26 protein-coding genes and 2 tRNA genes are annotated in these 24,753 nt (G+C 37.9%); 8 read left to right on the plus strand and 20 right to left on the minus strand.

Translation table 11 applies throughout. From position 1 onward, the window contains the following. Nucleotides 1-78: 78 nt before the first annotated feature. Together Q8N37_01560 and Q8N37_01565 are read right to left on the minus strand one after the other, a co-directional pair. Nucleotides 79-504, minus strand: a complete 426-nt coding sequence (locus Q8N37_01560; GenBank protein ID MDP3057191.1) for a hypothetical protein — start codon at nucleotides 502-504, stop codon at nucleotides 79-81. A gap of 98 nt (nucleotides 505-602) precedes the next feature. Next, the gene (locus Q8N37_01565) at nucleotides 603-755 is read right to left on the minus strand and encodes a hypothetical protein (GenBank protein ID MDP3057192.1); all 153 of its coding nucleotides are present in this window, start codon (nucleotides 753-755) and stop codon (nucleotides 603-605) included. Nucleotides 756-1,826: 1,071 nt separating this feature from the next. Here Q8N37_01565 and Q8N37_01570 point away from each other — a divergent pair. Further along, nucleotides 1,827-2,204, plus strand: a complete 378-nt coding sequence (locus Q8N37_01570; GenBank protein MDP3057193.1) for a diacylglycerol kinase — start codon at nucleotides 1,827-1,829, stop codon at nucleotides 2,202-2,204. Between the two features lie 71 nt (nucleotides 2,205-2,275). Here Q8N37_01570 and fusA read toward each other — a convergent pair whose 3' ends face one another. The 11 genes from fusA to Q8N37_01625 form a co-directional block, all read right to left on the minus strand. Beyond that, a complete protein-coding gene (gene fusA / locus Q8N37_01575) occupies nucleotides 2,276-4,390 on the minus strand; it encodes an elongation factor G (GenBank protein ID MDP3057194.1) in 2,115 nt (704 codons plus the stop codon). A 179-nt stretch (nucleotides 4,391-4,569) separates the two neighbouring features. Continuing rightward, the gene (gene rpsG / locus Q8N37_01580) at nucleotides 4,570-5,043 is read right to left on the minus strand and encodes a 30S ribosomal protein S7 (protein MDP3057195.1); all 474 of its coding nucleotides are present in this window, start codon (nucleotides 5,041-5,043) and stop codon (nucleotides 4,570-4,572) included. 161 nt (nucleotides 5,044-5,204) lie between these two features. Next, complete coding sequence (gene rpsL / locus Q8N37_01585) at nucleotides 5,205-5,627, minus strand: 30S ribosomal protein S12 (GenBank protein MDP3057196.1); 423 nt, start codon at nucleotides 5,625-5,627, stop codon at nucleotides 5,205-5,207. Between the two features lie 137 nt (nucleotides 5,628-5,764). Further along, nucleotides 5,765-6,394, minus strand: coding sequence for a site-2 protease family protein (locus Q8N37_01590; GenBank protein ID MDP3057197.1), 630 nt, complete (start codon nucleotides 6,392-6,394; stop codon nucleotides 5,765-5,767). A 155-nt stretch (nucleotides 6,395-6,549) separates the two neighbouring features. Then, complete coding sequence (locus Q8N37_01595) at nucleotides 6,550-6,891, minus strand: cupin domain-containing protein (protein ID MDP3057198.1); 342 nt, start codon at nucleotides 6,889-6,891, stop codon at nucleotides 6,550-6,552. A 27-nt stretch (nucleotides 6,892-6,918) separates the two neighbouring features. Next, on the minus strand, nucleotides 6,919-7,749 hold the full coding sequence (locus Q8N37_01600; protein MDP3057199.1) for a nucleotidyl transferase AbiEii/AbiGii toxin family protein: 831 nt from the start codon (nucleotides 7,747-7,749) through the stop codon (nucleotides 6,919-6,921). After that, a complete protein-coding gene (locus Q8N37_01605; GenBank protein ID MDP3057200.1) occupies nucleotides 7,739-8,374 on the minus strand; it encodes a hypothetical protein in 636 nt (211 codons plus the stop codon). The genes Q8N37_01600 and Q8N37_01605 overlap by 11 nt, the downstream gene beginning before the upstream one ends. Nucleotides 8,375-8,806: 432 nt before the next feature. Continuing rightward, entirely contained in the window at nucleotides 8,807-9,691 is an 885-nt protein-coding gene (locus Q8N37_01610; protein MDP3057201.1) for a CAP domain-containing protein, read from the minus strand. Between the two features lie 138 nt (nucleotides 9,692-9,829). Then, nucleotides 9,830-10,171 carry a hypothetical protein gene (locus Q8N37_01615; protein ID MDP3057202.1) on the minus strand — a complete coding sequence of 114 codons (342 nt, stop codon included), beginning with the start codon at nucleotides 10,169-10,171 and terminating at the stop codon, nucleotides 9,830-9,832. Nucleotides 10,172-10,269: 98 nt separating this feature from the next. Then, nucleotides 10,270-11,058 carry an RNA methyltransferase gene (locus Q8N37_01620; protein MDP3057203.1) on the minus strand — a complete coding sequence of 263 codons (789 nt, stop codon included), beginning with the start codon at nucleotides 11,056-11,058 and terminating at the stop codon, nucleotides 10,270-10,272. Between the two features lie 16 nt (nucleotides 11,059-11,074). Continuing rightward, on the minus strand, nucleotides 11,075-11,830 hold the full coding sequence (locus tag Q8N37_01625; GenBank protein ID MDP3057204.1) for an exodeoxyribonuclease III: 756 nt from the start codon (nucleotides 11,828-11,830) through the stop codon (nucleotides 11,075-11,077). Between the two features lie 123 nt (nucleotides 11,831-11,953). Here Q8N37_01625 and Q8N37_01630 point away from each other — a divergent pair, with 123 nt between their 5' ends. Next, nucleotides 11,954-13,258, plus strand: a complete 1,305-nt coding sequence (locus Q8N37_01630) for a hypothetical protein (protein MDP3057205.1) — start codon at nucleotides 11,954-11,956, stop codon at nucleotides 13,256-13,258. 22 nt (nucleotides 13,259-13,280) lie between these two features. Here the strand turns inward: Q8N37_01630 and Q8N37_01635 are convergent, their stop codons facing one another. Further along, nucleotides 13,281-14,048, minus strand: a complete 768-nt coding sequence (locus Q8N37_01635; protein MDP3057206.1) for a site-specific DNA-methyltransferase — start codon at nucleotides 14,046-14,048, stop codon at nucleotides 13,281-13,283. Then, complete coding sequence (lexA, locus tag Q8N37_01640; protein ID MDP3057207.1) at nucleotides 14,030-15,466, minus strand: transcriptional repressor LexA; 1,437 nt, start codon at nucleotides 15,464-15,466, stop codon at nucleotides 14,030-14,032. Before lexA ends, Q8N37_01635 begins: the two co-directional genes overlap by 19 nt. Before the next feature lie 198 nt (nucleotides 15,467-15,664). Here lexA and rpmB point away from each other — a divergent pair, with 198 nt between their 5' ends. The 5 genes from rpmB (at nucleotide 15,665) to Q8N37_01665 (ending at nucleotide 20,106) form a co-directional block, all read left to right on the plus strand. Then, complete coding sequence (rpmB, locus tag Q8N37_01645) at nucleotides 15,665-15,835, plus strand: 50S ribosomal protein L28 (protein MDP3057208.1); 171 nt, start codon at nucleotides 15,665-15,667, stop codon at nucleotides 15,833-15,835. A 168-nt stretch (nucleotides 15,836-16,003) separates the two neighbouring features. After that, nucleotides 16,004-16,075, plus strand: a tRNA-Pro gene (locus tag Q8N37_01650). A 343-nt stretch (nucleotides 16,076-16,418) separates the two neighbouring features. Then, nucleotides 16,419-18,077 (plus strand): efflux RND transporter periplasmic adaptor subunit, encoded by a 1,659-nt coding sequence (locus Q8N37_01655; protein ID MDP3057209.1) that lies wholly within the window; start codon nucleotides 16,419-16,421, stop codon nucleotides 18,075-18,077. Nucleotides 18,078-18,085: 8 nt separating this feature from the next. Further along, a complete protein-coding gene (locus Q8N37_01660; GenBank protein ID MDP3057210.1) occupies nucleotides 18,086-18,838 on the plus strand; it encodes an ABC transporter ATP-binding protein in 753 nt (250 codons plus the stop codon). A 29-nt stretch (nucleotides 18,839-18,867) separates the two neighbouring features. After that, nucleotides 18,868-20,106: an ABC transporter permease gene (locus tag Q8N37_01665; GenBank protein ID MDP3057211.1), complete on the plus strand. Its 1,239-nt coding sequence runs from the start codon at nucleotides 18,868-18,870 to the stop codon at nucleotides 20,104-20,106. Between the two features lie 105 nt (nucleotides 20,107-20,211). Here Q8N37_01665 and Q8N37_01670 read toward each other — a convergent pair whose 3' ends face one another. The 5 genes from Q8N37_01670 to Q8N37_01690 form a co-directional block, all read right to left on the minus strand. Continuing rightward, the gene (locus tag Q8N37_01670; GenBank protein MDP3057212.1) at nucleotides 20,212-20,463 is read right to left on the minus strand and encodes a hypothetical protein; all 252 of its coding nucleotides are present in this window, start codon (nucleotides 20,461-20,463) and stop codon (nucleotides 20,212-20,214) included. 48 nt (nucleotides 20,464-20,511) lie between these two features. Next, a tRNA-OTHER gene (locus Q8N37_01675) sits at nucleotides 20,512-20,585 on the minus strand. Nucleotides 20,586-20,860: 275 nt separating this feature from the next. Continuing rightward, entirely contained in the window at nucleotides 20,861-21,454 is a 594-nt protein-coding gene (locus Q8N37_01680; GenBank protein MDP3057213.1) for a nucleoside-diphosphate kinase, read from the minus strand. Nucleotides 21,455-21,515: 61 nt separating this feature from the next. Then, on the minus strand, nucleotides 21,516-22,379 hold the full coding sequence (locus Q8N37_01685; GenBank protein ID MDP3057214.1) for a ComEC/Rec2 family competence protein: 864 nt from the start codon (nucleotides 22,377-22,379) through the stop codon (nucleotides 21,516-21,518). Nucleotides 22,380-22,382: 3 nt separating this feature from the next. Next, nucleotides 22,383-23,864: a ComEC/Rec2 family competence protein gene (locus Q8N37_01690; protein MDP3057215.1), complete on the minus strand. Its 1,482-nt coding sequence runs from the start codon at nucleotides 23,862-23,864 to the stop codon at nucleotides 22,383-22,385. 154 nt (nucleotides 23,865-24,018) lie between these two features. Here Q8N37_01690 and efp point away from each other — a divergent pair, with 154 nt between their 5' ends. Beyond that, a complete protein-coding gene (gene efp, locus Q8N37_01695; GenBank protein MDP3057216.1) occupies nucleotides 24,019-24,582 on the plus strand; it encodes an elongation factor P in 564 nt (187 codons plus the stop codon). Nucleotides 24,583-24,753 lie beyond the last annotated feature (171 nt).

Below are 24,753 nucleotides of genomic sequence, written 5' to 3' on the forward strand. Positions count from 1 at the left end.
AAAAAAAATCAGGAATATTTCTATCCCCAATCTTTCGTACAAAATCAAGTTTTCGACGTTAGCCGGTCAAAACTATTTTTATAAAAACTCGGAACAACCAATAAAATCGTAATCTGCTTCAATTAGCCATGTTTTTAAAAAAACAAGAAAAGACAAAAAAACAACAATCATAAGAAAATATCCTTGTTTTTTTGATAAAATTTTTCTTTTATATAAAACATAGAAAGCCACTATTGAAACTATTATCATTAGCAATGACAAAAAAACAATCTTATTATAATTTTGCAAAAATAAAGTAGGTTTTAAATTAGAACAGAGTTCCTTAAAATTAATTTTTTCCCAAGAAGTATTTTCATAAAACTTCGTCCTTAAATTCGTATTGTATTCACTATAATTACCTTTTTCATAACTTATTGATAAAAATAAATACAATAAATTTATCAATAAAGTAAAAAACACAAGAAAAAAAACAAAAATTCTTTTTATTACATTTGTATTAATCATAAAATAAAATTGGTAATAGAATAATATTATTATAACACTATTACGACTAATAAGTAAAATAAAGAGGGATATTTCTATCCCCGCTATGTCTCATTTTATTATTGGTTTTCCCAATAGGTTTCCAGGTATATCTGGCTATAGGAATTACCGAAGCCATTGTACCAAAGATAAGTTCTTGGAACCAGTAAAATTGTTTTACCGGTATCAGATGACCTTAAGTCCCATTTCTGCGGATCTTTGTGATCTGTCATATATTGATTAATTATCGCTTGATTTACTCCACCTATATGGGGACGATAATTGGGGTCGGCATTGTAGGGCAGGTTATACACGAAACCGATGTGGAAATAGTCTATGACTTTCCAGTCGGATGGGTAATACCTTACATTTGCCGATACCGGTGTTACTGTTGCCAACAACACTCCAATTAGCAGTATTACTGCTAATATTCCGAAACTACTTTTGGTTTTCACTTTTCTCAACTCCTTTTAAAGGCCTGTTCTAAAGTTATCATCAGAATATGTTAATTCCTCCTCTTTGAAACAGATAATTTAAGCGTTAATTTTTATTAATGCCCAATTACCTGCCTCAAAGTTTTTTTATTTAAGTGTGCAAATTTCTCCTTTTAGTTTTATCGGTTTAATTATTTTTTTAATCAAACTGACGAATTAAAGTATATCACAACTCCCCCTATTCTGTAAAATAAACTTTTAAAAACAAAAAGATATCCTCGACCTTCCGCACAAACTAAAATTTTCCCGCCGAGTACTACCCCTTTTCCCGTTCAAAATCAAGCAAGTTTGCATCAAAAAATCGATTCCTGTGAATCGATGCTTTGAAAGAGATACGAAATGTATTTTTTTTGAATTTGTTCTACTTGGTAGAACTTATAGCGTTTGATCGGCGCTATCTCTCTGAATATGGTGTCAGACCACTTTTTATTTGTTTTTGGGTGCAATCAATCTTAGATTGCAAGAGGAGTAAAGTCTGAAAAATGTTGTTTTTAAACAACGAAACTATACCCATCTTTTTTATACAAATCAGAACTTTTTTAGTGTTTATGACACAATTCTTTTTGTATATTATCCGATTGGAATTTCTAGTCTTCTGTTCTAGAAGTTCAGAAATTCCAATCGGATTTAAACCACTAAACAAATATACATTTCGTATTCTTAATTTAAGTATAGCACATCTAAAAACAATGTCAATGATATAAAAATAAAAAAACAGACAAAACACAATTTGCCAATATTTCACTTGACATAATAATAAAAACCTTTACAATTGGTCACAAATCCATAAAACAGGAGGAATAGGTTATAGTGGAAGAAAGAAAAAAACTTTCAAAAATAGAAAGCATTAAGTGCGGATTTAACGGAATAAAATATTGCGTGCAAAAAGACAAAACCTGCAAAGGCAAATGTATCATTTCTGCTGTAGTAATAATAATATCATTACTATTAAATATAAGCCAAATTAAACTGTTTATAGTTCTTCTGCTGTGCGGCATTAATATTTCTCTGGAAATGATCAATGACGCTATTGAAAAAACTATAGATCTGATACATCCCGAATACAACGAAAAAGCCGGACTGATAAAAGATATCGCGTCCGGAGCGGTTCAGGTAATGTGCATAATAGCGATTATTATCGGACTGGCAATTTTTATTCCCGAATTATACAAAACCAATTGGCTTTAAGCCAATTTTTTTATATTACAAAAAGCGGAAATTAATCCGCTTTTTGTTATAAAAATATTTTTCAGCAAAAACTATTTTTTCTTCCCGGTAATTATCTCTTCGGCGACATTGCGAGGAACAGCCTGATAGTGATCGAATTCCATCGTATACATCGCGCGGCCCTGGGTCATAGACCGAAGCTCGGTGGCATAGCCGAACATTTCCGAAAGAGGCACTGCCGCGTCAATGACTTTATTGCCTACGCGGTCGCTCATTTTCTGGATCTCGCCCCGGCGGCCGGACAGGTTTCCCACCACATCGCCCATAAAATTTTCCGGCGTCACCACTTCCACTTTCATGATCGGCTCAAGAATGATCGGTTTCGCGGTTTTGGCGGCGGCCTGCACCGCCATTGAGGCGGCGATCTTGAAAGCCGCTTCATTTGAATCGACTTCGTGATACGATCCATCATACAGCGTCACTTTGACATCCACCAGGGTATAGCCGGCCAAAACTCCCCTGTCAGTCGCCTCGCGAGCGCCTTTTTCCACGGCCGGAATATATTCATTGGGAATTGTCGCGCCTTTGATCTCATTGACGAACAAAAATCCTCGCAATTTGTCTTTGCCTTTCCGGTCGGGAATTTCTTTCCGGTCTTCATCGCTCAAGGGCTCGATCTTCAGGCGAACATGCCCGTATTGGCCGCGTCCGCCGGATTGCTTGATATATTTTCCTTCCGCCTCGGATTCGGCGGTGATCGTTTCTTTGTAAGCGACTTGCGGCTTGCCCACGTTCGCGGATACTTTGAATTCTCTGAACATCCGGTCCACAATAATATCCAAATGCAATTCGCCCATACCGGCGATCAACGTCTGTCCGGTCTCTTCGTTGGAAGAGATCCTGAAAGTCGGATCTTCTTCCGATAATTTTTTCAAAGCAATGCCCATTTTTTCCTGGTCGGCTCTGGTCTTCGGTTCAATCGCGATCTGGATGACCGGTTCGGGGAAAATTATTTTTTCCAAAACGATCGGATGCTCCGGATCGGCAATCGTGTCTCCAGTAGTGGTATATTTCAAGCCGACTGTCGCGGCAATATCGCCGGCCCTGATCTCCTTGATCTCTTCGCGATGATTGGCGTGCATGCGGATCAAACGGCCAATGCGCTCTTGCTTGTCCGAAGAACAATTCAAAACATAGCTGCCGGCAGTCAAAACTCCGGAATAAACCCTGAAAAACGAAAGCTGTCCGACAAAAGGGTCGGTCGCGATCTTGAAAACCAAAGCGCTAAATGGCTCTTCGTCTTTCGCGTGCCGTTCGATCAGCACGCCTGTCTGCATATCAGTTCCTTTGATGGAAGGAATATCGGTCGGAGACGGGAAATATTCAACTACCGCGTCAAGCACGAGCTGGACGCCTTTGTTTTTCAAAGAAGAACCGCAAAAAACCGGCACGAGCTTATTGGCAATAACGCCGGCTCGCATGGCCGCTTTTATTTCCGGAACAGTGATCTCTATGCCGGATAAATATTTTTCAGCTAATTTTTCATCGGCCTCCGCGACTTTTTCCACTAATTTTTCCCGCCATTTTTTCGCTTCTTCCGCCATCGCCGCCGGAATTTCGCCCAGCTCTATAGTTTCGCCATGCTCGCCGGAAAAATGAACGGTTTTCATATTGATCAGATCGATCACTCCTTCAAAGTTCTCTTCCTCGCCGATCGGCAGCTGCACCGCCACGGCATTTTTTGTCAACCTGTCCCAAATAGATTCCAAACTGCGCGTAAAATTCGCGCCCATGCGGTCAATTTTATTTATAAAACACAGTCTGGGCACGCCGAATTTATCCGCTTGCTTCCAGACAGTTTCCGATTGCGGCTCCACTCCGCTCACTCCGTCGAAAACAACCATCGCGCCGTCGAGAACTCTCAAAGATCTTTGCACTTCAGCGGTAAAATCAATATGACCCGGGGTATCGATCAGGTTTATTTTGCAATCTTTCCAAAAACAAGTAGTAGCGGCGGAAGTAATAGTGATGCCTCTTTCTCTTTCCTGCTCCATCCAATCCATAGTGGTATCGCCCTCATGCACTTCGCCGATCTTATGCGTTTTTCCGGTATAAAACAAAATGCGCTCGGAAGTAGTGGTTTTTCCGGCGTCAATATGCGCGATAACGCCAATATTTCTTATTTTATCAATTGGAAAATCTCTCATAAAAATAAAGATGATTTATGATATATGATTTATGAATTACGAATGTAAAACAGTTAAAAAATTTGGCTTTTTCTTAAATCGTAAATCTTAAATCGTAAATCAACAATAATTATAATTCGGCATTACAAAATTAATTTGACAATAAAAACTAAAATGCAAACAAAAACTCAAAACAACTGTTATCTTTTCATAAAATGTGCGAAGGCTCTGTTCGCTTCAGCCATTCGGTGCACATCCGCTCTTTTTTTGACGGCCGTGCCGACATTATTGGCCGCATCCAAAAGCTCCAAGGCTAATTTTTCCGCCATCGGCTTGCCGACTCTGGCTCGCGCGGCTCCGATGATCCAGCGGGAACCCAGAGCGAATTTTCTTTCTCCGCGAACTTCCATTGGCACTTGATAAGTAGCGCCGCCGACTCTTCTGGATTTCACTTCCAAAATAGGCGTAGCGTTCTTGAACGCTGTTTCAAAAACTTCAACCGGCTCTTTCTGGGTCTTTTCTTTCAGAATATCAAAAGCTCCGTAGACAATTTTTTCCGCGGCGTTTTTCTTGCCTCGTTCCATTATATAGTTGATAAATTTCGCAACGTCAACGTTGCTGTATTTCCAATCTGCCAAGATCGGCCTGTTATATTGTCTTTTTCTTCGAGCCATAGTTTTATATTAAATATTTTTACCTTATTGTTAACGATTAAGTTTATTTCTTTGTTTATATTAAAAAACAGGATGATTTATGAATTATGATTTAAGATTTATGAAACGGGTCTTTCAAGATTTATTCTTAATTCATAAATCGTAAATCTTAAATCGCTTCCTTACGCTGCTGTTGCTTTCGGTCTCTTCGCTCCATATTTGCTTCTTTCCTGCTTTCTTCCTTCAACTCCGGCCGCGTCAAGCACGCCGCGCACGATATGATAACGGACTCCGACCAAATCGCGGACTTTTCCGCCGCGGATCACGACTACCGAGTGTTCTTGCAAATTGTGTCCGACACCGGGAATATAAGCGGTCACTTCCATACCATTGGTCAGGCGCACTCTGGCGTACTTTCGAAGAGCGGAATTAGGTTTTTTCGGGGTTACTGTTCCGACTTTCACGCATACGCCTCTTTTAAAAGGATTCAGGGCCTGCTTGGGCTTGTTTTTGATCGTATTAAAAAGCCTCATCAGCGCCGGCGCTTTTGATTTATTCCTGACTTTCTTTCTTGGTTTTCTGATCAATTGATGAATTGTTGGCATTATTTTAATTTATATAGTTTATAAAAATATAAAAAAGAACGCAATCCGCTGATTGGCGGACAACATCCTGGAAAGCAATCTATTTGATTTTTTCCACAGTAATTTTATTTTATACTATTTGTAAAAATATGTCAAGGCTAAAAACTTATACCCGTTGCCAGCTGGTAGAGAATCTGCACTATCGGCATAATTATTCCGGATAAATAAAAAATGAATATAAGAAGGAGAAACATCCCCCATTGCTCAAGGAACATTTTTATTTTATAGGCCGAATCCGGCAGAAGCGCGTAAAGGATCTTTGAGCCGTCCAGCGGCGGGATCGGCACCAGATTGAAAACCGCCAAAAATATATTTATCAAGACAATATAGCTCAATAGCCCTATAAAATTAGCAATCGCGAAACTCATCGGAGCATAAGCGACCAGAATCCTTATCAATATTCCAAACATCAAAGCCAGAAGCAGGTTTGAACCGGGACCGGCAATGCTAACCAGTGCCGGACCGTATTTCTGGTCTCGTAAATTATAAGGATTATAAGGCACGGGTTTTGCCCAGCCGAAAAATATCGGAGAACCTGTCGCCCATAAGATCAAAGGAAGAACAACTGACCCGATCGGATCAATGTGCGGAATGGGATTTAAGGTCAGACGACCGGCGTATTTGGCAGTCGCATCTCCCAGCCAATAAGCCATGGCGCCATGCGCCACCTCGTGGATAACGATGGAAAAAATCAGTATTATTATAGGAAAAAAAGAAAGTATATCCATAAAATATTATTACTTATCTGATATTATAGCATAAAAACAAAATAACTCAATCGTTTTTGCTTGACAAACTAAAAATTAACAAATAATATCTTAATGGAAAGAATTGGATAATTAAAACCATGGGGCGATCGCCGCCCTTTTTTTTATACAAAAAGTTATTCAACTTCTTTATACTGCTCCGGATGCCACGCGGGCGTGCAAGGCATAAATATTTTCATATCCCCTTCCCAGAAAAACTTTTCTCCGGGATTTATCAATACTAAATCCCCTTCCTTGAGTTTTGTTTCTTTGCCTTCAACGACCAATCTGCCGGAACCTTTAATAATATAAGCCATCTCTTTGCATTCCAAATTCACTGTTCTACCTTTAGACGGATACCGGCCATTTAACTCAATCACCGCGCCGTTGATATCTTTGTCACCCATTGGATATTCAATCGCCGTGCACGCCTCGCTGTTCTTGAATACTTTTGTCTGGTTTTTATGAATAATTTTCATAATTTATTTTTTATTTTAAAAAATTATTTACTCCAAATATTTCCTCATTATCTCCTTATAATTCTTACAAAAGCCAACGACGAATTCCTGCTCGCCGAAAAAATTAGTCAAATCATAAAATAATTTTTTCTCGGTGACTTTTTCCTCAATTTTTTTCTTAAGAGCTTTTTTTAATTCCGCCTCGTTTTTTATCCCGAATTTAGCACTCAAAGTTGAAAAATCCGGTTTTATTCCTTTGTCAAAATACCAATAAAGATCATAATAATCTCGTCCTTTTATATCAATTTCATTTTCTTTTCCTTTAAACCAAATTCTGTCCAAAATCGCGCTGATTTTTCCAGTCATTAAAAATTTTAGATTATAAACTTTGACGATAAAATTAAACCCGAATGCCGACACAGAAGCGGTATCATAGACAGGGTTAGTAAAATCTTCCGGTGATATTTCAATTTTCACATATAAAAAATCACTGTCCGACCCGGAAGCCAGTCCCAATTGTTTTAAAATAGGAAATTTTAAATAAATTCGGTAATTGCCCTGAACACGAAAACTAATGGGCAAGAGAAATTTTTTTTCAAAATATTTTTGCAAATTTTCTCCCAGAATTTTTAAATCCAGTTTTTCATAGTCTTCCTTCTTCAAATTAAAATCCAAATCCTCGGACAAACGGGGCAAACCAAAAACAATTCTCAGTGCCGAGCCGCCGGTAAAAATAAAATTTTGATATTCTTTTTGGCCATAAATAAAAACCAATACTGGATATTGCAAATATTCTTTCAAGCCGTTATTGATTACATAATCCGGCCAACCGGATCGTTTTTTTTCATTGACAAAATCTTCCAAAAGATTAATTAACATATTCCATAATTAATTTTTTAAAATACGCGTATCTTTTTTGGCCGATTAATTCAAAATAAGAATTTAATTCTTTCAAATCTTGCTTATCTAAATTTTCCCAATTCAAACGCAAATCATCTATATTTTGGCGACTAGCTTTCATTTCCCGGCGGAAACGAAGATATAAAAAATCAAACACCGCTTTCGCCTTAGTCGCCTCGGCAATCGGCGCTCCTTGAAAATATTTGATTTTATAGCCAATAAATAATTTTTTCGGCAAAGAATAATAGCGCCACACTCCCAATTTGTTATAAAATTCTCTTGGGTTTTTAACGGTAATTGAAGTTACGGCGCGCACCGGCTCGCTTAAAAGCTGATATTTTGCCATAACATACTCCAATGATACATAAGAAGGCTGAATTAATTGGTTGGCAATATATTCCAAATAATCATCTTTTTTATTTTCTCTATCATATTTTTCTTTAAAAATATAAGTTCCTTTCTTCAAAGCGACCAAATCGCTATTTTTAAGCCAATATTTTAAATTCGCATTAAGAGTATTTTCGTCTTTTTCTAGCAATCTTAAAGACTTCTTTTCGAAAAGAAGCAGTTTATCCGTTTTATTTTTTACTATTTCTAACTTCATAATATTTATAAAGCTTCTATTTTTGTCATTGCGAGAAGCCCAACAAGGCGACGAAGCAATCTCTGCCTCCTTTAACAGGCTTTCGCAGGAATTAGTATAATTATTATACCATTTCCTATAAAAGTGTCAATATGTCTCCAAATCACCCTTTTTAGCTCATTTCTCCACCTTAAATATCCTCCCATGCCCGAGAATTATATAATCCGCGATTTATTCTAAAACAAATCCCTCGCCGATAAATTTGGTTGAAAAATCAAGTTTCGTATAATATTTTTCATTAAAACTCTTGTCTTGAACTTCATGTTTTTTCCCGAATTTTTTAGCATAAATTTAATAACTTTAAATTACAAAATACTTATATTGTCACCCTGAGCTTGTCGAAGGGTAGTAAAAATTTGTCTATGGTTCGACAAGCTCACCATGACAAATTTATTATTTCAAACATTCATTATAAGCGCGCACTTGGCTGTTGTAATTAGCTACGGCGGCTTTGGCTTCCGTAACAAGAGCATTATATTGCCGGATCAGATCATTATATTCATCCACCTTATTATTATATTCGAATTTGTTTTCCGCGCGTAGATTTTCCAGCTCGATCTTCCCAGCTTCGATAATTTTAGCCATTGCATCAGTCTGAATATTATAATTATTGATCTCTATTTTTAAAGCTTCGCTGACTTTCGGACAAGCGGAAGCCGGGCGGCCGAATTCCTGCACCGCCATCCAAACTGACTCTCCTTCATAAATCCCTTTTTCCACTGCCACGCCGATCTCGGCGTATTTATTATTTAAAATATTGGCGCGATGCCCGGGGCTCGCCATCCACGCTTCCACTAATTTTTTATCGTTTTCAAAATTCCCGAGCGCCAGATTTTCCCCGATGATCAAATAATCATAGCCCGCGCTTTTGGCCAGATCAGCCGGCCCTCTGTCGACCGGCGAGACATGCTCAAAATACTGACGAGCAAACATATCCTGCGCTTTGGCTTTGGCCGCAGCATTAAGTTTTACATTTTCTTTCAAGGCCGGCAAATTATTTTCTATTCTCTGATTGTTAGTTTCCGCAATCGTTCCTTTTTGGGTTAACAACGAACTGGGGGCTTCTTGAAAAACCCTGAGAGGCGGAGGCGCGAAAATCTGGCCTTCGCTATTGACGATTGCCGTGATATCTTCCTTGAATTTTTCTATGCCGGGTATACCTGCTTTCTCAATCTCATATAATTTCTGATACAGCACAGAATACAATTTTAAAACATCGGCTCGAAAATAAAAGCCGATCGCCAGCACCAGCGCCAAGATGAATAATTTTAATTTCATTTTTATACTTAGCAATATGTTTAACTTTTATATTTTAACAGATTTTGGGGGTTAAGACAAAAAACACATAAAATTTTGCGCAAAAAAAATCCTCACAACGCGTTGTGAGGTTATCTGAAAGATATTTATCGATTGTTTTTAATGCGGCAAAGCTATTATCCCAGGTTTTCCGATTGCTTTTCCCGCATTGTTTATAAAGACAAGGCTCGCCAAAAACTCATGCCTTTTTCCGCTATTGCTCGTCCATGCAATAGGAACAACTTGTTCTGTACCGGGATTTGATCCTGGCATTACGGTTATTGTCAAAAATTTACTTGTCTTCGGCGGATAACTCTCAAATAATTTCTGAACGTCTTCTGTAGCTAAAACGTTCGGAACAAGTCCGCCTTTCTTTCCCGGAATTACTTTGAAGCCCGGATTGTCTTCCTCGAATTTTTTGATCGTTTTCTTTCTTTCTTCTTCTTTTCCACCTATTATCAATTTTTCTACCTCTTTTCTTTATAATCCAAAATAACGGCTTTTTTGCCTTTAATTATTTATTCCGGACAAAATAGGTATAGCAGAAAAAAACTTGAATGTCAATGCTTTTCGGAATAGATCTCGTAAAAAATTATCGCGGCGCTCGCGGCGACGTTGAGCGATTCTATTTCTTCGCTCATCGGGATCCGGATAAAATTATCACTGATTTCCTGAATTTTTTTCTCCACCCCATGCGACTCGCTGCCCAGCACCACGCAAAATAATTTTTCTTTAGTTAAAATCTCGAGGCTTTCCGATTTTTCCAGCCGCGTCGCAAAAATCGGCATTTTACTTTTAATTTCTTTCAAAATTTTTAAGTCTTTATCAAATTCGATATTCAGCTTGAAAATCGCGTCTTTGGCGGCGCTGATGGTTTTGGGATTATAGACATCGGCCGAACGCTCATCAACCACTATATTTTTCAAACCAAAAGCCAGAGCCGATCGGAAAATCGTGCCAAGATTTCCCGGATCATTAATGGCATTGAGATAAATGATCGGCTGAGCAAGGTCGAGCTTTCTTGCCGGCTTGGAATATACCGCGGCAATTCCCGGCGCAGTATCCATTGAAGAAAACGACTTATTTATTTTCTCATCGATCAGGTAATATTCACCTGAGCCGTTTTTTTCAATAATAAAATCAAATTTTTCTTTATTTTTTTCGATAAAATCTTTGATAACGAATATCTCGTCAAAAACGATCCCCACTTTTGCCGCGTCGTGGATTATAACTGCGTTTTCCACCAAAAATTTTCCGCTCTCGTCGCGATATTTTTTCTGCCCAAGCTGTTTTAAGATTTTTATCTTTGCGTTGTCTTTGCTGGTGATCTTCAGTATTTTAGCATTCATAAATATTTTTAATAAATTATATCTCGATCCCTACCGGACAATGATCCGATCCAAACACGTTCGGCAGAATAAAAGCATCTTTAACTTTCGGCGTTATGTCTTTCGAAGTCCAAACATAATCTATTCTCCAGCCCAAATTCCGGTCTCGCGCTAGAGAAAAATACGGCCACCAAGTATATTGACCGGCTTCATTCGGATGAAATTTTCTAAAAGTATCGGTAAAACCCGATTCGATCAACCGATCAATCTGCCGGCGCTCTTCCGGCGTGAACATAATATTTTTTTTATTATCTTTCGGCCGCGCCAAATCAATTTCTTCATGCGCGATATTAAAATCCCCCGCCAAGATCAACGGCTTTCCCTTAATTTTTCCTAAATATTTCGCAAGGCGCTTATAGACCTCAATCTTATAATCCAAATTTTCTTTTTCTCTTCCGCCATGCGGCATATAAAAATTAATCAAAATAAAATCCTTAAATTCCAATTTCAAAATCCTTCCTTCTGAATCAAATCTTTTTAATCCTAATTTTTTCTCAATCGCAATCGGCTTCTCTCTGGTATAAACCGCCACTCCGCTATAGCCTTTTTTAGCAGCATAGCTGAAATAAGAAAAATATCCTTCGGGAGCGGCGAGAGGCTCGGGAATCTGGCCTTCCTGCAATTTTATTTCTTGCAAACAAACAATCCCGGCGTTGGCTTTTTTAAACCAACTCAAAAAACCTTTTTTAAACACTGCTCTCAGTCCATTAACATTCCAAGAAATTATTTTCATTAAAAATACAATACTTGCTTATGCCATTATTCTAGCAAACAATCGCGCTAAATGAAAGATATCCATTATTTGATTTTAAGTTAGCATTAGTGTAAGATTAAACAAATGATTTAAATAAAAAATATGTATAGAGTAGAAATACCAAAAATTCTTTTTTTAGCGCTAGATATCGCTGGTTTTTATCGCAATAGCTTTTTTAATACAAATGACCTTGCAGAATTATCAAATCGTTATAAAAGCGATCTTGTTCGGCAAAGAGTAGATAAAAAAGATTATAAATATTTAGAGGATACTCGATTCGGCGGATTAAGAGGAAATTTTTCCACTCTTTTAACTTGGAGGGGTTTGGTTAAAAGAGGATCTGCTGTTATTAATTCATATAGCTTAGGAAAAGACAATCGCATAGTTAATGCTATTTATAATGGAAAAATTATTTTAAATCATGAAGACTTATCGGCTTATACTAATGACGAGGCATTAAAAAATTTACTTGAAACAGAAGCATGGTTATTGACTGTTAGGGAAACGCAAGCCCATGTTAAAACAATGTTAAAAAGAAACCCGGATATGCCGCTGGAAAGGGATAATATAAATTTTCCCAAAGAAGCTGTTTTTAAAAGCAACAACAATCAATATTTTATAAGAGCACTGCTTAATAATTTTATTGATTCAAAAAATACGATTTTACAATTCAACATTATAAATTTATGGGAAGGTAAAAAATTTCACAAATATAATCTTCATCCAATTCTTGTAATACCTACGAGAGATAATCCGTGGAATGAAATTTATGCTATTAAAAACGAGGACTTATACCAGCATAAACCTATCCTTTTAAATGTGGATATTATAAGCAAAAAATGTACCGACAAAAATGGTAATATTTACACACTACATCCTTTTTCTCAAGCGCTTGCTGAATTTTCTGGAGAAAATGAAAATATCAAAAATAGGCTTGACTATAAATGGGAAGATTTAAGAAATCGATATTGCGAAAAAGAGATTGACGATGAAGTTAGGAAAGAGGATGAGTTTAGCAATTTCCTAAGGTTGTTTTTAAATTGGAATCGCCACTTTTTCATAGACAAAAAAGAAGTTGTTGATGTGCGAACAATAAGTTCTGGCGGACCAGATGTTGAATTGATTTTTTCAGGCGGAACCCTGCAAAAAGTAGAGCTGGAGCACAATTGGAATAGTTATCTTGACCACAATCATCAAAATAACAATGCTTTCAAAAATGTTTGGATTTTCGCAGAAGAAAAATTTGATTTAGCTAAAATCTTAAAATTATATGAGCAACCCAAAAAAGATCACAATGACAGGATACCCGATATTTTTTTATGCATCGGGAAGGATAACCAAAGACATGCATATAAAATAAATTGGAAAGAGAAAAAAGCTGAAGAAATGAATTTAAAATTCGAGTAGAAAATAAGACGGCTATGCTGTCTTATTTTGTTTTAATAAGTTTTAATTCCTTAACTTTCACTAATTTAATATTATTAATTTTCTTTAGCCTGTCTTCCATTATTTTAAAATATTCATTATCTTTTTCTATGCTTATTGAATTTCTTTTCAGCTCATCTGCTGTGTCAGCTAAGGTTCCGCTACCGGCAAAACAATCTACAATCCAATCATTTTCATTTGTAAATATTTTTATAAGATGAGCTACTATTTTTTTAGGCTTCTGCGTTGGGTGCGTTGTTCTTTCATTACCCATGCAAATTGGAGATTGCACGAAATTATGCATCTCGTTTTGTTTTGAAAAATTAAAAGTATATGATATTTTTTTATTATCAAAACCGTTTGTTGCCCACAATATAGCCTCGCAAGAAGATAAAAAACCAGTTTTTCTTATTTGGGGAGCTGGATTTGTTTTATGCCAAATAATTGTTCCGTGATGTTTAAATTCTAATTTTTCATATATCCTTTTGATATCGCTTATGTATTCCATTTTACAAAAAATTAATAGATTCCCGTTGTCTTTCAATATTGGTTTAAGCGATTTTATCCACTCGTTTGTAAAATCGAGGTATTCTTTATCAGCAAAATAATCCCACTTGCCAAAATCAGAAGACCTTGCTTTTCTACCTTTGAGAATCTTTGTGTTTTTGTTTGCTGTATTATACGGCGGATCAACAATTGCCGCATCAACTTTATTTTTCATTTTTGTCAAAACTTCAAAAGCATCGCCTAAAATTAAATAATGTTTTTGCATATAAATGTTTCGTTTATTCTTTTAATTGATTTATTATAATATTCGCGATCAAGCTCTGTTCCTAAATACGATCTGTTAAATTTTTTTGCAACAACCGCGGTTGTCCCTGACCCAATAAATGGATCAAAAACTATACTGTTAGGATTTGAAGTAGACAAAATCACTCGCTCTAAAAGCCATTCCGGTTTTTGAGTTGGGTGGATTTTTTTTCCGCCTGTTGTTTTCCCTTTAGTCCAAATTGAACGCATTTGCTTGCCGCCGTTCATTATCTTCATTTCTTTATAATTGAATATATTTCCTTTGCCTTTTCTTGCCCAGATAAAATTTTCATGATCTGCTACAAATCTCGTACAAGAAAGGTTCGGGGTTGCATCTGATTTGTGCCACAAAACTTCATTCAAAATATCAAATCCGATTTTTTTCATAAGATAACCAACCATATATATGCTATGATATGTGCCAGCAACCCAAATTGAACCATTTTTTTTAAGAATTCTGTGACACTCTGACAGCCATTTTTTGGTAAAATCTTCAAATTCTGTATCGGTATAACAATCCCATTTCCCTTTATTAGTATTCATGTCCGCTCCGCCAGATTTTGTAAATTTCATTTTAAAATTACTGCCACTTAAATTATAAGGCGGGTCTGCAAAAACTAAATCAATAGAATTATCCTTAATTTGCTTAGTAAGCACCAAACAATCCAAGTTGTAAATTGAATTTAATTTATACTCTTTTGATAAAAAGATGCTATCGGAATCATTTTGAGTAATTTTATGTGTTTGACAATCGTGGTTTTGGTCTTTCTTTGCTTGCACTTCTTCTTTATCAAAGTTTCGAATAATTTTTTCAACAACTCCTCTTATTTCAACTTCTTTTCTAAATAAAGGTAAAAGCGCCTGATTGGCTGGCTGCAGTCTAAATCTATTTTTTTCTCTATAAATCTTTTTTAATGTTGCTTCGTTATTATCAATTATAGCAACTACCGTTTGACCGTTATCCGCCGCTTTTTGTTCTCTTATTACAACAACATCGCCATCAAAAATTCCTTCATCTATCATACTATCTCCCCGCACTCGCAAAGCATAGTGTTTAAAAGTAGTATTTATTTCATTTTTTGGAATCACAATTGATTCTTCAAAAACTTCAACCGCTTCTATTGGCTGCCCCGCCGCTATTGTTCCCACCAATGGAACTTCTATTGTTAAAATTGTTTTTTTTGTCGAAATTGCCCTTGGGTGATTTTCTTCTTTAACTAAAAATCCACTACCCTGAAGTCGTTTAACATGAAAATGAGCAGTTGATACTGATGCAAGCTTAAAATGCTTCCTTATTTCCTCCAAAGAGGGAGCATATTTCTTTTTTCTTTGATAACTTTTTATGAAATCCAAAACTTCTGTTTGTTTTTTTGTAATCATATCTCTTATTACTTAATAATATTATACCACAATATTATTATAATAGAAAATAAATAGAAAGTCCACATGTGGATAACTAAAAGTAGGACATTTCTATTTCCCCTTTACAAAAATCGCAATGAGCTTGCCAAAAATTCATATTTATGTTAAATTTAAACAATCAATTATATAAAACTAATCAATTAATAAAATAATTCTATGAGCCGAGTTTGTGAAAAATGCGGTCGCGGACCAAAATCATCCCAAAGCCGAAGCCATTCCAATATCGCTTCCAAGCGCACCCAGCAAATAAATTTGCAAAATACGACAATTGATGGCAAAAGAATGCGCATTTGCACTACCTGCATCAAAAGCGCGAATAAGAAATAAATTTGTAACGCGTATTTTAAATTCAGCCCCAGGCAGCAAGCTTTGGGCTGAAAAATTATATAGAAATTATTTCGCACGAGGTATAGTGTATCGGTAACCCCAGAACCAATCCGCCAATAGGCGGATGATACGGGACAGGCACACACCTTTACCCCGCACCAAATTTAACGGGCTATAGTGTAGCGGTAACACACACCCTTGGGGTGGGCGTAACGATGGGTTCGACTCCCATTAGCCCGACTATTAAAATTTTGGTGCGGGGCTTGGGGTGGGTGTAAAGGCGGGTCCAATTCCCGCTACCCCGACCAAATATTAAATAACGGCAACTTTGCCGTTATTTAATATGCTCTGTAAAATACTATGTAAATATTACGATTGTCGAGTAAAAATTTTTAATAATTTAAAATTAACTTTTTTGAAATAATTTGTTATAATCAATGTATTAAAGAGTGGGTCGTTTCTTCATTAAAAAATCAGCCAAATGTCATATACTTTAATCAAATAATGTATTATAATTAATAGTATTGAGTATTACTACTAATTATATAGAGCTAACAAACGATTAAATAATATCAATAAAAATATGTTTGAATTTATCAAGCGGCCAAAAACCATTATCGCGATCGTTGTCCTTATGATCGTAGTAGTCGCCGGATATAATTATTTATCGAAGCCAAAAGCACCTTCTTATGATTTTATCGTGGCGCAAAATAAAAATCTCACGCAAGAAGTGAGCGTCACCGGCAAGATCAAATCGGCCGAAAGCCTTGATCTGGCTTTTGAAAGATCGGGAAAAATAAACAGCGTCTCCGCCAAGATCGGCGACAGCGTAAAAGCCGGCCAAATACTTGCCGCAATCGATAGCGCGGAGCTTTCGGCTAGTTTGTCCGGCGCGAGGGCCCAATTAGAAAGCGCTAAAGTGAGACTGGATGAATTGACTCGCGGCACCAGGCCGGAAGAAATAAAAATAGCCGAAACCGGCGTTTCCAGCGCTCAAAATTCTCTCGCTGACGCAAAAACAAGTTTGGAAAACGCTAAACAAACCGCCAGCATCAATCTGGCCAACCTTTATGGAAAAGTAAAAGATATTCTCAACGACGCCTATGCGAAATCCGACAACGCGCTCAACACCCAAATATCCAGTCTGTTTTCTAATGCTACAACCAGCAATCCCCAGCTGACCTTTACCACTACCAATTCACAAGCTAAAACAGACGCTGAATCTCAGCGTGTTCTGGCCGAATCGGCTCTTAAGGCTTTAAAATCAGAAGTTGATAATACTCCTTCCGATTATCCCGGGTTGGACAATTCCCTGATCAACTCGGAAAACCAATTGATCATAATGCGTAATTTTTTAACCAAACTGAGCACCGCGGTTAATTACGCCGCCGGACTTTCCTCGGCCACCTTGGACGCTTACAAAGCTTCAGTCAATACAGCATGGACCAACACCAACGCGGCTATCACCAGTATTAACAATCAAGAACAATTGATCGCGAGCCAGAGAATATTAAATCAAACCAGCATCAATTCGGCTGAGAACGCCGTCAATAGCGCCCAAAACGCTCTACGAAGCGCGGAAGATACCTTGGCTCTTAAAAAAGCCGGTTCCGCTTCCGAACAAATAGACGCCCAGAGAGCCCAAGTGAAACAAGTGGAAGCGCAAGTCCGTAATTACGAGATCCAGATCGGCCAATCTTACCTTAAGTCTCCCATTGACGGAATCGTCACCAAGCAGGACGCGAAGGTGGGAGAGATAATTTCCCCTAATGCTATAATTGTTTCCGTAATCAGCGAGGCGAAATTCCAAATTGAAGCCAATATTGCCGAGGCGGATATCGCCAAAGTAAAGATCAATGATCCCGCCAATATTACACTAGACGCTTATGGCAGCGACATGATTTTTGAAGCGAAAGTAATTTCGATCGATCCGGCGGAAACTGTCATTGAGGGAGTGTCAACCTATAAAACAACTCTGGAATTCACCAAAAAAGATGATCAAATCAAATCCGGTATGACCGCTAATATTGATATTCTAACCGCGAAAAAAGAAAATGTTATTGCCATCCCCCAACGCGTAGTAATAACCAAAGACGGTCAAAAATTTGTCCTGATTGATGCGGGAAACGGCCGACAAGAAGAACGGAAAATTGAAACAGGGCTCCGCGGTTCTGACGGCAATATTGAAATAACTTCCGGACTTAACGCCGGAGAAAAAATAATAATCTCAGTAACGCAGTAAAAAAGAAGATGAATTCAGAAAAAACTATTCATAAAAAAACGCCCTCTCTTATCATTTCCGTCAAAAATTTAGAAAAAGTTTTTGAAGATGGAGAAACAAAAACTGCCGCTCTTTGCGATATCTCTTTTGATATTCCCCGCGGACAATTTGTCGCGATCATGGGACCTTCCGGATCCGGCAAGTCGACCCTTCTCCACATCCTCGGGCTTCTTGATAAGCAAACCGGCGGCAGCTATATTTTTGACGGGAAAAAAGCAAGCGATTATTCGGACGAAGAGATCGCTCACATCCGAAATGAAAAATTGGGTTTTGTTTTCCAATCCTTCAACTTACTTGCCCGCACTACAGTATTAGAAAACGTAAAGCTCCCCCTTCTCTACTCCGGCATAAAAGAATCTCTTTGGAATAAAATGGCGCTAAAAGCCATAGAACAAGTGGGCCTCTCCCATCGAATCAATCATGCGACTTCTCAGCTCTCCGGAGGCGAACGCCAAAGAGTGGCAATCGCGCGCGCCTTGATCAATAATCCACAAATAATATTCGCTGATGAACCAACCGGCAATCTTGATTCCAAATCTGGCCAGGTTATTATGGAAATCCTGCAAAAATTAAACGCAGAAAAAAAACATACGATCATTCTGATCACCCATGAAACTTACACCGCGGAACTTGCCGAGCGAATTATTAATATTCGCGACGGAAAAGTTGAAAGCGATAAAATTACTCACGTTCGCCGTGCCACGAATCATTTTGTAAAATAAGCCCGACACCAACAAATCATATTTAAACTATGGATATTTATCAAGCTTTTAAAACCGCTTTGATGGGGCTCAGAGCCAATACGTCAAGGTCTATTCTCACCATTCTCGGAATTGTTATCGGCATTGCCGCGATTATTGTCGTAGTGGCTATTGGCGACAGCGCTCAAGCAATGATCCTCGGACAGATCAGCGGACTCGGATCAAAAACGATAATCATCGAGCCTGGCCGCGAACCTCAAGGACCATCGGATTTCACCGCCATTCTCAGCGATTCTCTCAAAGAACGAGACCTTGCCGCTTTAAAAAACAAAGCCAATGTGCCGGGATTAAAAGACCTTACGCCTAATGTCATAGTGCCGGGTTCTGTTTCCTATCAAGGACAGACATATCGCGCCATGACCATCGGTTCTTCCGCTTTTTTATCAAGAGTTTTGAATATCCAGCCGGCGGAAGGAATAATTTTTGGCGATGAAGAAATCAGACAACACGCCACCGTGGCCGTCATCGGCTCAAAAGTAAAAGAAAAACTTTTCGGCCTTTCCACCGCAATCGGAGAAAATATCAAGATCAAAGACAAGAATTTTCGCGTTATCGGCGTTCTGCCTCCCAAAGGCCAAGTTTCCATAATCAATGTTGACGAAGTGGTGGTAATACCTTACAGCACCGCTCAAAAAGACCTGATGGGAATAAACCATTTTAATTCCATAATGGTGGAGGCGATTAGCGAAAATGACCTGGCGCGAACCGCCAATGATATAAAATTAACCTTAAGAGAATTGCACGGAATAACCGATCCGACCAAAGACGATTTTCACGTAATGACCCAGGCTGATATCGCGAATTCCGCCAAAATGATCACCGGAATTCTCACCTGGCTTTTGATCTCTGTGGCGGCAATCTCACTTGTAGTCGGCGGAATCGGAATTATGAATATTATGTTCGTTTCGGTAACAGAAAGAACCAGAGAAATCGGCCTTCGAAAAGCTCTAGGCGCGACTGACAATAATATTTTAACGCAATTTCTAATGGAAGCTGTCCTGTTGACCGCCGCTGGAGGAATTATCGGAATAATACTCGGCGCAGGAATATCATATCTCGCCACTTTAATTTTAAGCAAAGTTGTGTCAACGAGTTGGACTTTTACTTTTCCTCTTTATGCCGCTCTTGTCGGCATCACCGTCTCTACGCTGATCGGGCTTATTTTCGGAATTTATCCGGCCTACAAAGCGGCGCATAAAAACCCGATTGAAGCTTTGAGATATGAATAAAAATTCTTTTAAAATATTATCACATAGGTATTTAAACAAAAAATTACTCGCCGGCTTGGCGGTTTTTTGAATAAAAAAAAGATACAAATAAACCATACTTGTATCTTAACTTGGGTTTTGCGAATAAAAATTCAAGCCTTTTTCGACTCTTATTTTTCCCGACGATCTCATCAATGTTCCCCAAGGTCCATTTGAAATATGAAACTTGGCCACATTTTTAATTTGCAATATTTTATCTATTGCTTTTCTGTCATCGACTGTTACTTCTTTGGGTATAACCGTAAAACCCATTTTTTTTAACTCTGCCGATACACAAGAAGCATCAGCTTCTTTGCAAAAAACATTATCTTCTATCATATTTTCCTCCTTATTTTAAAGAACTGTATTTTTTCCTTTCCAGGAAGATGGGCTCTTCGGGATTTGAACCCGAGTCTCTCGGTTGTAGCCGAGCGCCTTCACCGGTCTTTGGCCAAGTGCCCATAAAATTCTAAACAAAAAAGACAGCCCTTGCGGGCTGTCTTCGGTTTTTATTTTAAACTAATTTATTCTATAATTTATAACCAAAAGACATCCCGCTATGTGAGTTCAACAACAAACCGACTGCAATAAATTGTCTTTTAGCTATATTTTCCATAGAATTTCATTGATAGTTTTATTATACACGATATAAAAAAACCGTCAAGATTATTTATCCACAAAAACAAAATAGGCAAACATAATAGTTTGCCTATAAAAATTAGGAATCGAAGTGGCATTAAAACATTATATCTTCCTCGGCGCGCTTATAGTCATGAATTTCTTCCGGCGCGAACCAATGTAAAACTTCATGCGCCGCTTCTTCCGGATCTCCCGACGCGTGAACCACATTGTGAATCGCGCGCTTGTCCATATTCGCCAAAGCCGGCGAATCCACCGAATAATCTCCGCGAATTGTTCCCATATCCGCTTTCGCAGGAAGAGTATTGCCGACAATCTTTCTCGTCATATCAATAGCGTGAATTCCGGAAACAACCATCGCCACCACCGGACCGGACATCCAAAAATCAACCAACCACTTTTTGATCATCTTGCCGATTTTCAATGGATCATTAGTGCCTAATTCCTTAATAGGATCAATATTATACTGCGTATAAGTTCCTAAAGTTTTATTGCCCATACCTTCAAGCCATTTATCGGATTTAGGCAAAAATCCTTCTATATGCTCTTCGGTTGGCTGAACCATTTTAAGAGCGATTATCTTTAATCCTCGCTGTTCAAGGCGATGAATCGTTTCACCAATCAACCCTCGCTTGACTCCATCGGGTTTCACCAACAACAAGGTTCTCTCTGCTTTTGAAACTAAGGTCATGTTTTTAAAATATTTATATTAATACTGCTTTGAAGATTTTTCTATTTTATCACAATAAAAATCAATTGGCAAGAACCACGCCCGCGCCATCGCTTTTAATCCTGATATCCCCGCTTAAATCCGTACGAAGAATTTTTGCGCCGAGCGCTTCAAGCTTTTCCAAAACTTCGCTTGTCGGATGCCCGTATCTGTTTTTCGCGCCTACGGAAATAACGGAAAACTTCGGCTTAATTTTTTCCAGAAATAATTGATTGCTGGAATTCTTGCTCCCGTGGTGGCCCACTTTTAAAACTTCCGCTGTCAGATCCGGCCAAGCGTTTATCAGATCTATTTCCTCTTTATCTTCCGCGTCGCCCATAAAAAGAAAAGAATCCGCGCCGTAAACAAGACGGGAAATTATGGAAAAATTATTATCCTCGTCTTTGCCGCTCGCGGCAAGCGCGATATTTGGCATAAATATATCCATTTTTATATTATTCCCAAAATCAAATTTTTGACCGGTTTGCGCGGCTATAACTTTTATTTTCTTTTCTTCCACGATCTTATCAAACTCCGCGCAAATTTTAGTGGCGCATTTTTTTCCATTCACCAGAATCAGTCCGATATCGTAATTTTTCGCCACTTCCACCGCGCCGGCCAAATGATCACTGTCCGGATGAGTAATAATTAAAATATCTACCGCTCTATCATAAAAAGAAGAATGACGCCCTAATTTTGCCAATACCGATTTGTCCGGACCGCCGTCAATAATAATTTTGCCGCGATTTGGCGTTTCGATCAAAAGAGAATCTCCCTGGCCGACATCAAAAAAAGTTACCTTAAGATCATTGCCGGAATCAATCGAAAAAAACACACTCCATAAAATAAAATTAGCTGCAACTAAAATTCCGATAAAAATAAGTTTGGTTTTTCTTGCTTTATTCATATTTTAAATTTTAACGCTTTCCCTTTTTCGCCAATCCCAAACTATAACAGCCAAAACAATCATATAATAAACAACAAACGACCCAATGCCGAAATTAAAAATCTCCACTGATGCCCATGGCAAAGACGCCAGATATTCGATCGTTCTTATTTGATAAGTCAGGATAATCCAAGTAAAATATCCGATTATTTTTGCCGGTACGATCCAAATAAAAGAAAAAATCCCCGCCAAAAATCCAAGAGCCATTGCCAACGGCACAAAAGGCAATATCAGAATATTAGCCAGCGGAGAAACAATAGACAAACGATCAAAATTATAAATTAAGACCGGCAAAGCCATAATCTGCGCTGAAATTGTGATCAAGAGCATACTCTTGATCTTCAAAACATCCGGCAGTTTTTTCAGATAATGATCCAAAATCGGATAAACCCACACCAGTCCCATTACCGCCAAAAAAGAAAGCTGGAAACCGACATCAAACCGCAAAATCTTGGGATTAACCGCGATCATTAAAGTCGCCGCAAAAACAATCGCCGTTGAAATAGTATTCAGTCTTCCTGCCCGAATTGCCACCATCACAAGACCGCTCATAATCCCCGCTCTGATCGCCGAACTGGGAGCGCTAACCATTATAATAAAAGAAATTATCGCCAATAGACTAACCCAAAACGCTTGATTCCTGGAAAATCCCGCGAATAAGCAAAGTTCCAATATTATAATCGCGATGATTGTCACGTTGAATCCGGAAACCGCCACAATATGACTGGTGCCGGTAATCGAAAAATCATTTTTCAATTTTTCGCCCATTCCCGATCGTTCTCCTAACAAAAGGCCGTTTAAAAGCGAAACTTCCGGTTCTGCCAATAAGCGGCCAATTCTTTCTTTAAATACATTCTTAAAGCTAAAAATCGCGCTATAAACAGGATTTCCAAGGCCGGAGGATATAAAGCTAGTTTTGGGAGAATACATTGTAAAATATATATCATCTTTCGCCAAATATTCTTGATAGTCAAAAGAATTGAATTTTTCCGGAATTTTTAATTTTCCTTCAATCTCGACCAAATCACCATATTGATAAGCCGGATAATGCGGCATTGTCACCAAAATTTTACCATAGTTTTGATTTTTAATTTTTAGATCCTGATTTTCTACCACATACTGCGTATCTTTGATCCGGTTATCCGGCTCCGTGACAATTAAACCTTGGAAAATAACACTTTTATTCAAATCACCGTAAATATTTTCCGTGTTCGCCTTTTCTGAAACTGCTTGGAAACGATAAATTCCTAAAATCACAAAAATTGCCGCGAAACAAACTATGGTTATTTTTTTCTTCCGCCAAAAAATACTAATAAAAATAACGGCAGCTATCGCTGCGGCAAATAATACCAAAACCGGAATTTTTAAAAAAGAAGCGATAAAAACCCCAAAAGAAAAACTTAAGCACAGATAAAGAAAAATTTTTGATTTGGTAAGATAATTCATTGACAAAAAATCTTTAAAAGCCTAATATATAATTAATAGAGGGTAAAAACCCTTAGTTTTATTAAATGCTGATTTACGATTTAAGATTCAAGATTTACGAATGAATTTGACTTTATTTTTAAATCATAAATCTTGAATCTTAAATCGTTGTATTATGCTTTCAATCAGAGAACTAGAGAAAGGAACTTACATTAAAATAGACGGTATCCCTTACGAAGTAGTGGACCGCTTTTTTCGCTCCAAACAGCAAAGAGAAGCGACTACCGTGTCTAAGTTAAGAAACCTGCTTAATGGCTCAGTGCTGGAAAAAACTTTCCAACCCGCCGCGGTTTTGGAAGAAATTAAATTGGATGACACCCGAGCGCAATTTCAATATCGAGATGGAGACAATTTTTATTTTATGGATGAAGCGACTTATGAGCAAATTTCTTTTACCAAAGAACAATTAAAAGAAAATGCCGGCTATCTGATCGAAGGAATGACCTTAAAGATCAAAAGTTTTGAAGGAACTCCTTTGGTAATCGATCTGCCGAGTGAAGTTAATCTGAAAGTTGTTGATGCCCCTCCGGGAGTGCGCGGCGACCGCGAAACCGCCGGCACCAAAGCTGTCACACTGGAAACCGGACTTATTATTGATGTTCCGCTTCATATCAAGGAAGGCGATGTACTCCGAATCAAAACCAAAACCGGAAAATACGACGGAAAAGTGGAACGATAAAGAGTACTTTATCGTTCCATCCCGAACTTATTTCGGGATCCATGTGTTATAGATCCTGAAATAAATTCAGGATGACAAATCCGAGCCTATTTCTAGGCTCGGATTTTTATATTCCAATAATTTCCACAATCTTATTCCTCGACATCTCGCCTTTAATTATCCTAATCTGCG

The sequence above is a fragment of the bacterium genome, from assembly GCA_030693205.1.
GTDB lineage: Bacteria > Patescibacteriota > Minisyncoccia > JAHIHE01 > JAHIHE01 > JAHILZ01.

Coding starts and splice junctions, on each gene's coding strand:
- Q8N37_01680 (MDP3057213.1), bottom strand. CDS start 21,454: ATGACCTTAGTTTCAAAAGCAGAGAGAACCTTGTTGTTGGTGAAACCC.
- Q8N37_01660 (MDP3057210.1), top strand. CDS start 18,086: ATGAATTCAGAAAAAACTATTCATAAAAAAACGCCCTCTCTTATCATT.
- Q8N37_01600 (MDP3057199.1), bottom strand. CDS start 7,749: ATGTTAATTAATCTTTTGGAAGATTTTGTCAATGAAAAAAAACGATCC.
- Q8N37_01610 (MDP3057201.1), bottom strand. CDS start 9,691: ATGAAATTAAAATTATTCATCTTGGCGCTGGTGCTGGCGATCGGCTTT.
- Q8N37_01635 (MDP3057206.1), bottom strand. CDS start 14,048: ATGCAAAAACATTATTTAATTTTAGGCGATGCTTTTGAAGTTTTGACA.
- efp (MDP3057216.1), top strand. CDS start 24,019: ATGCTTTCAATCAGAGAACTAGAGAAAGGAACTTACATTAAAATAGAC.
- rpmB (MDP3057208.1), top strand. CDS start 15,665: ATGAGCCGAGTTTGTGAAAAATGCGGTCGCGGACCAAAATCATCCCAA.
- fusA (MDP3057194.1), bottom strand. CDS start 4,390: ATGAGAGATTTTCCAATTGATAAAATAAGAAATATTGGCGTTATCGCG.
- Q8N37_01690 (MDP3057215.1), bottom strand. CDS start 23,864: ATGAATTATCTTACCAAATCAAAAATTTTTCTTTATCTGTGCTTAAGT.
- Q8N37_01565 (MDP3057192.1), bottom strand. CDS start 755: ATGACAGATCACAAAGATCCGCAGAAATGGGACTTAAGGTCATCTGAT.
- Q8N37_01630 (MDP3057205.1), top strand. CDS start 11,954: ATGTATAGAGTAGAAATACCAAAAATTCTTTTTTTAGCGCTAGATATC.
- Q8N37_01665 (MDP3057211.1), top strand. CDS start 18,868: ATGGATATTTATCAAGCTTTTAAAACCGCTTTGATGGGGCTCAGAGCC.
- Q8N37_01670 (MDP3057212.1), bottom strand. CDS start 20,463: ATGATAGAAGATAATGTTTTTTGCAAAGAAGCTGATGCTTCTTGTGTA.
- Q8N37_01605 (MDP3057200.1), bottom strand. CDS start 8,374: ATGAAGTTAGAAATAGTAAAAAATAAAACGGATAAACTGCTTCTTTTC.
- Q8N37_01655 (MDP3057209.1), top strand. CDS start 16,419: ATGTTTGAATTTATCAAGCGGCCAAAAACCATTATCGCGATCGTTGTC.
- lexA (MDP3057207.1), bottom strand. CDS start 15,466: ATGATTACAAAAAAACAAACAGAAGTTTTGGATTTCATAAAAAGTTAT.
- Q8N37_01625 (MDP3057204.1), bottom strand. CDS start 11,830: ATGAAAATAATTTCTTGGAATGTTAATGGACTGAGAGCAGTGTTTAAA.
- rpsL (MDP3057196.1), bottom strand. CDS start 5,627: ATGCCAACAATTCATCAATTGATCAGAAAACCAAGAAAGAAAGTCAGG.
- rpsG (MDP3057195.1), bottom strand. CDS start 5,043: ATGGCTCGAAGAAAAAGACAATATAACAGGCCGATCTTGGCAGATTGG.
- Q8N37_01560 (MDP3057191.1), bottom strand. CDS start 504: ATGATTAATACAAATGTAATAAAAAGAATTTTTGTTTTTTTTCTTGTG.
- Q8N37_01620 (MDP3057203.1), bottom strand. CDS start 11,058: ATGAATGCTAAAATACTGAAGATCACCAGCAAAGACAACGCAAAGATA.
- Q8N37_01685 (MDP3057214.1), bottom strand. CDS start 22,379: ATGAATAAAGCAAGAAAAACCAAACTTATTTTTATCGGAATTTTAGTT.
- Q8N37_01595 (MDP3057198.1), bottom strand. CDS start 6,891: ATGAAAATTATTCATAAAAACCAGACAAAAGTATTCAAGAACAGCGAG.
- Q8N37_01590 (MDP3057197.1), bottom strand. CDS start 6,394: ATGGATATACTTTCTTTTTTTCCTATAATAATACTGATTTTTTCCATC.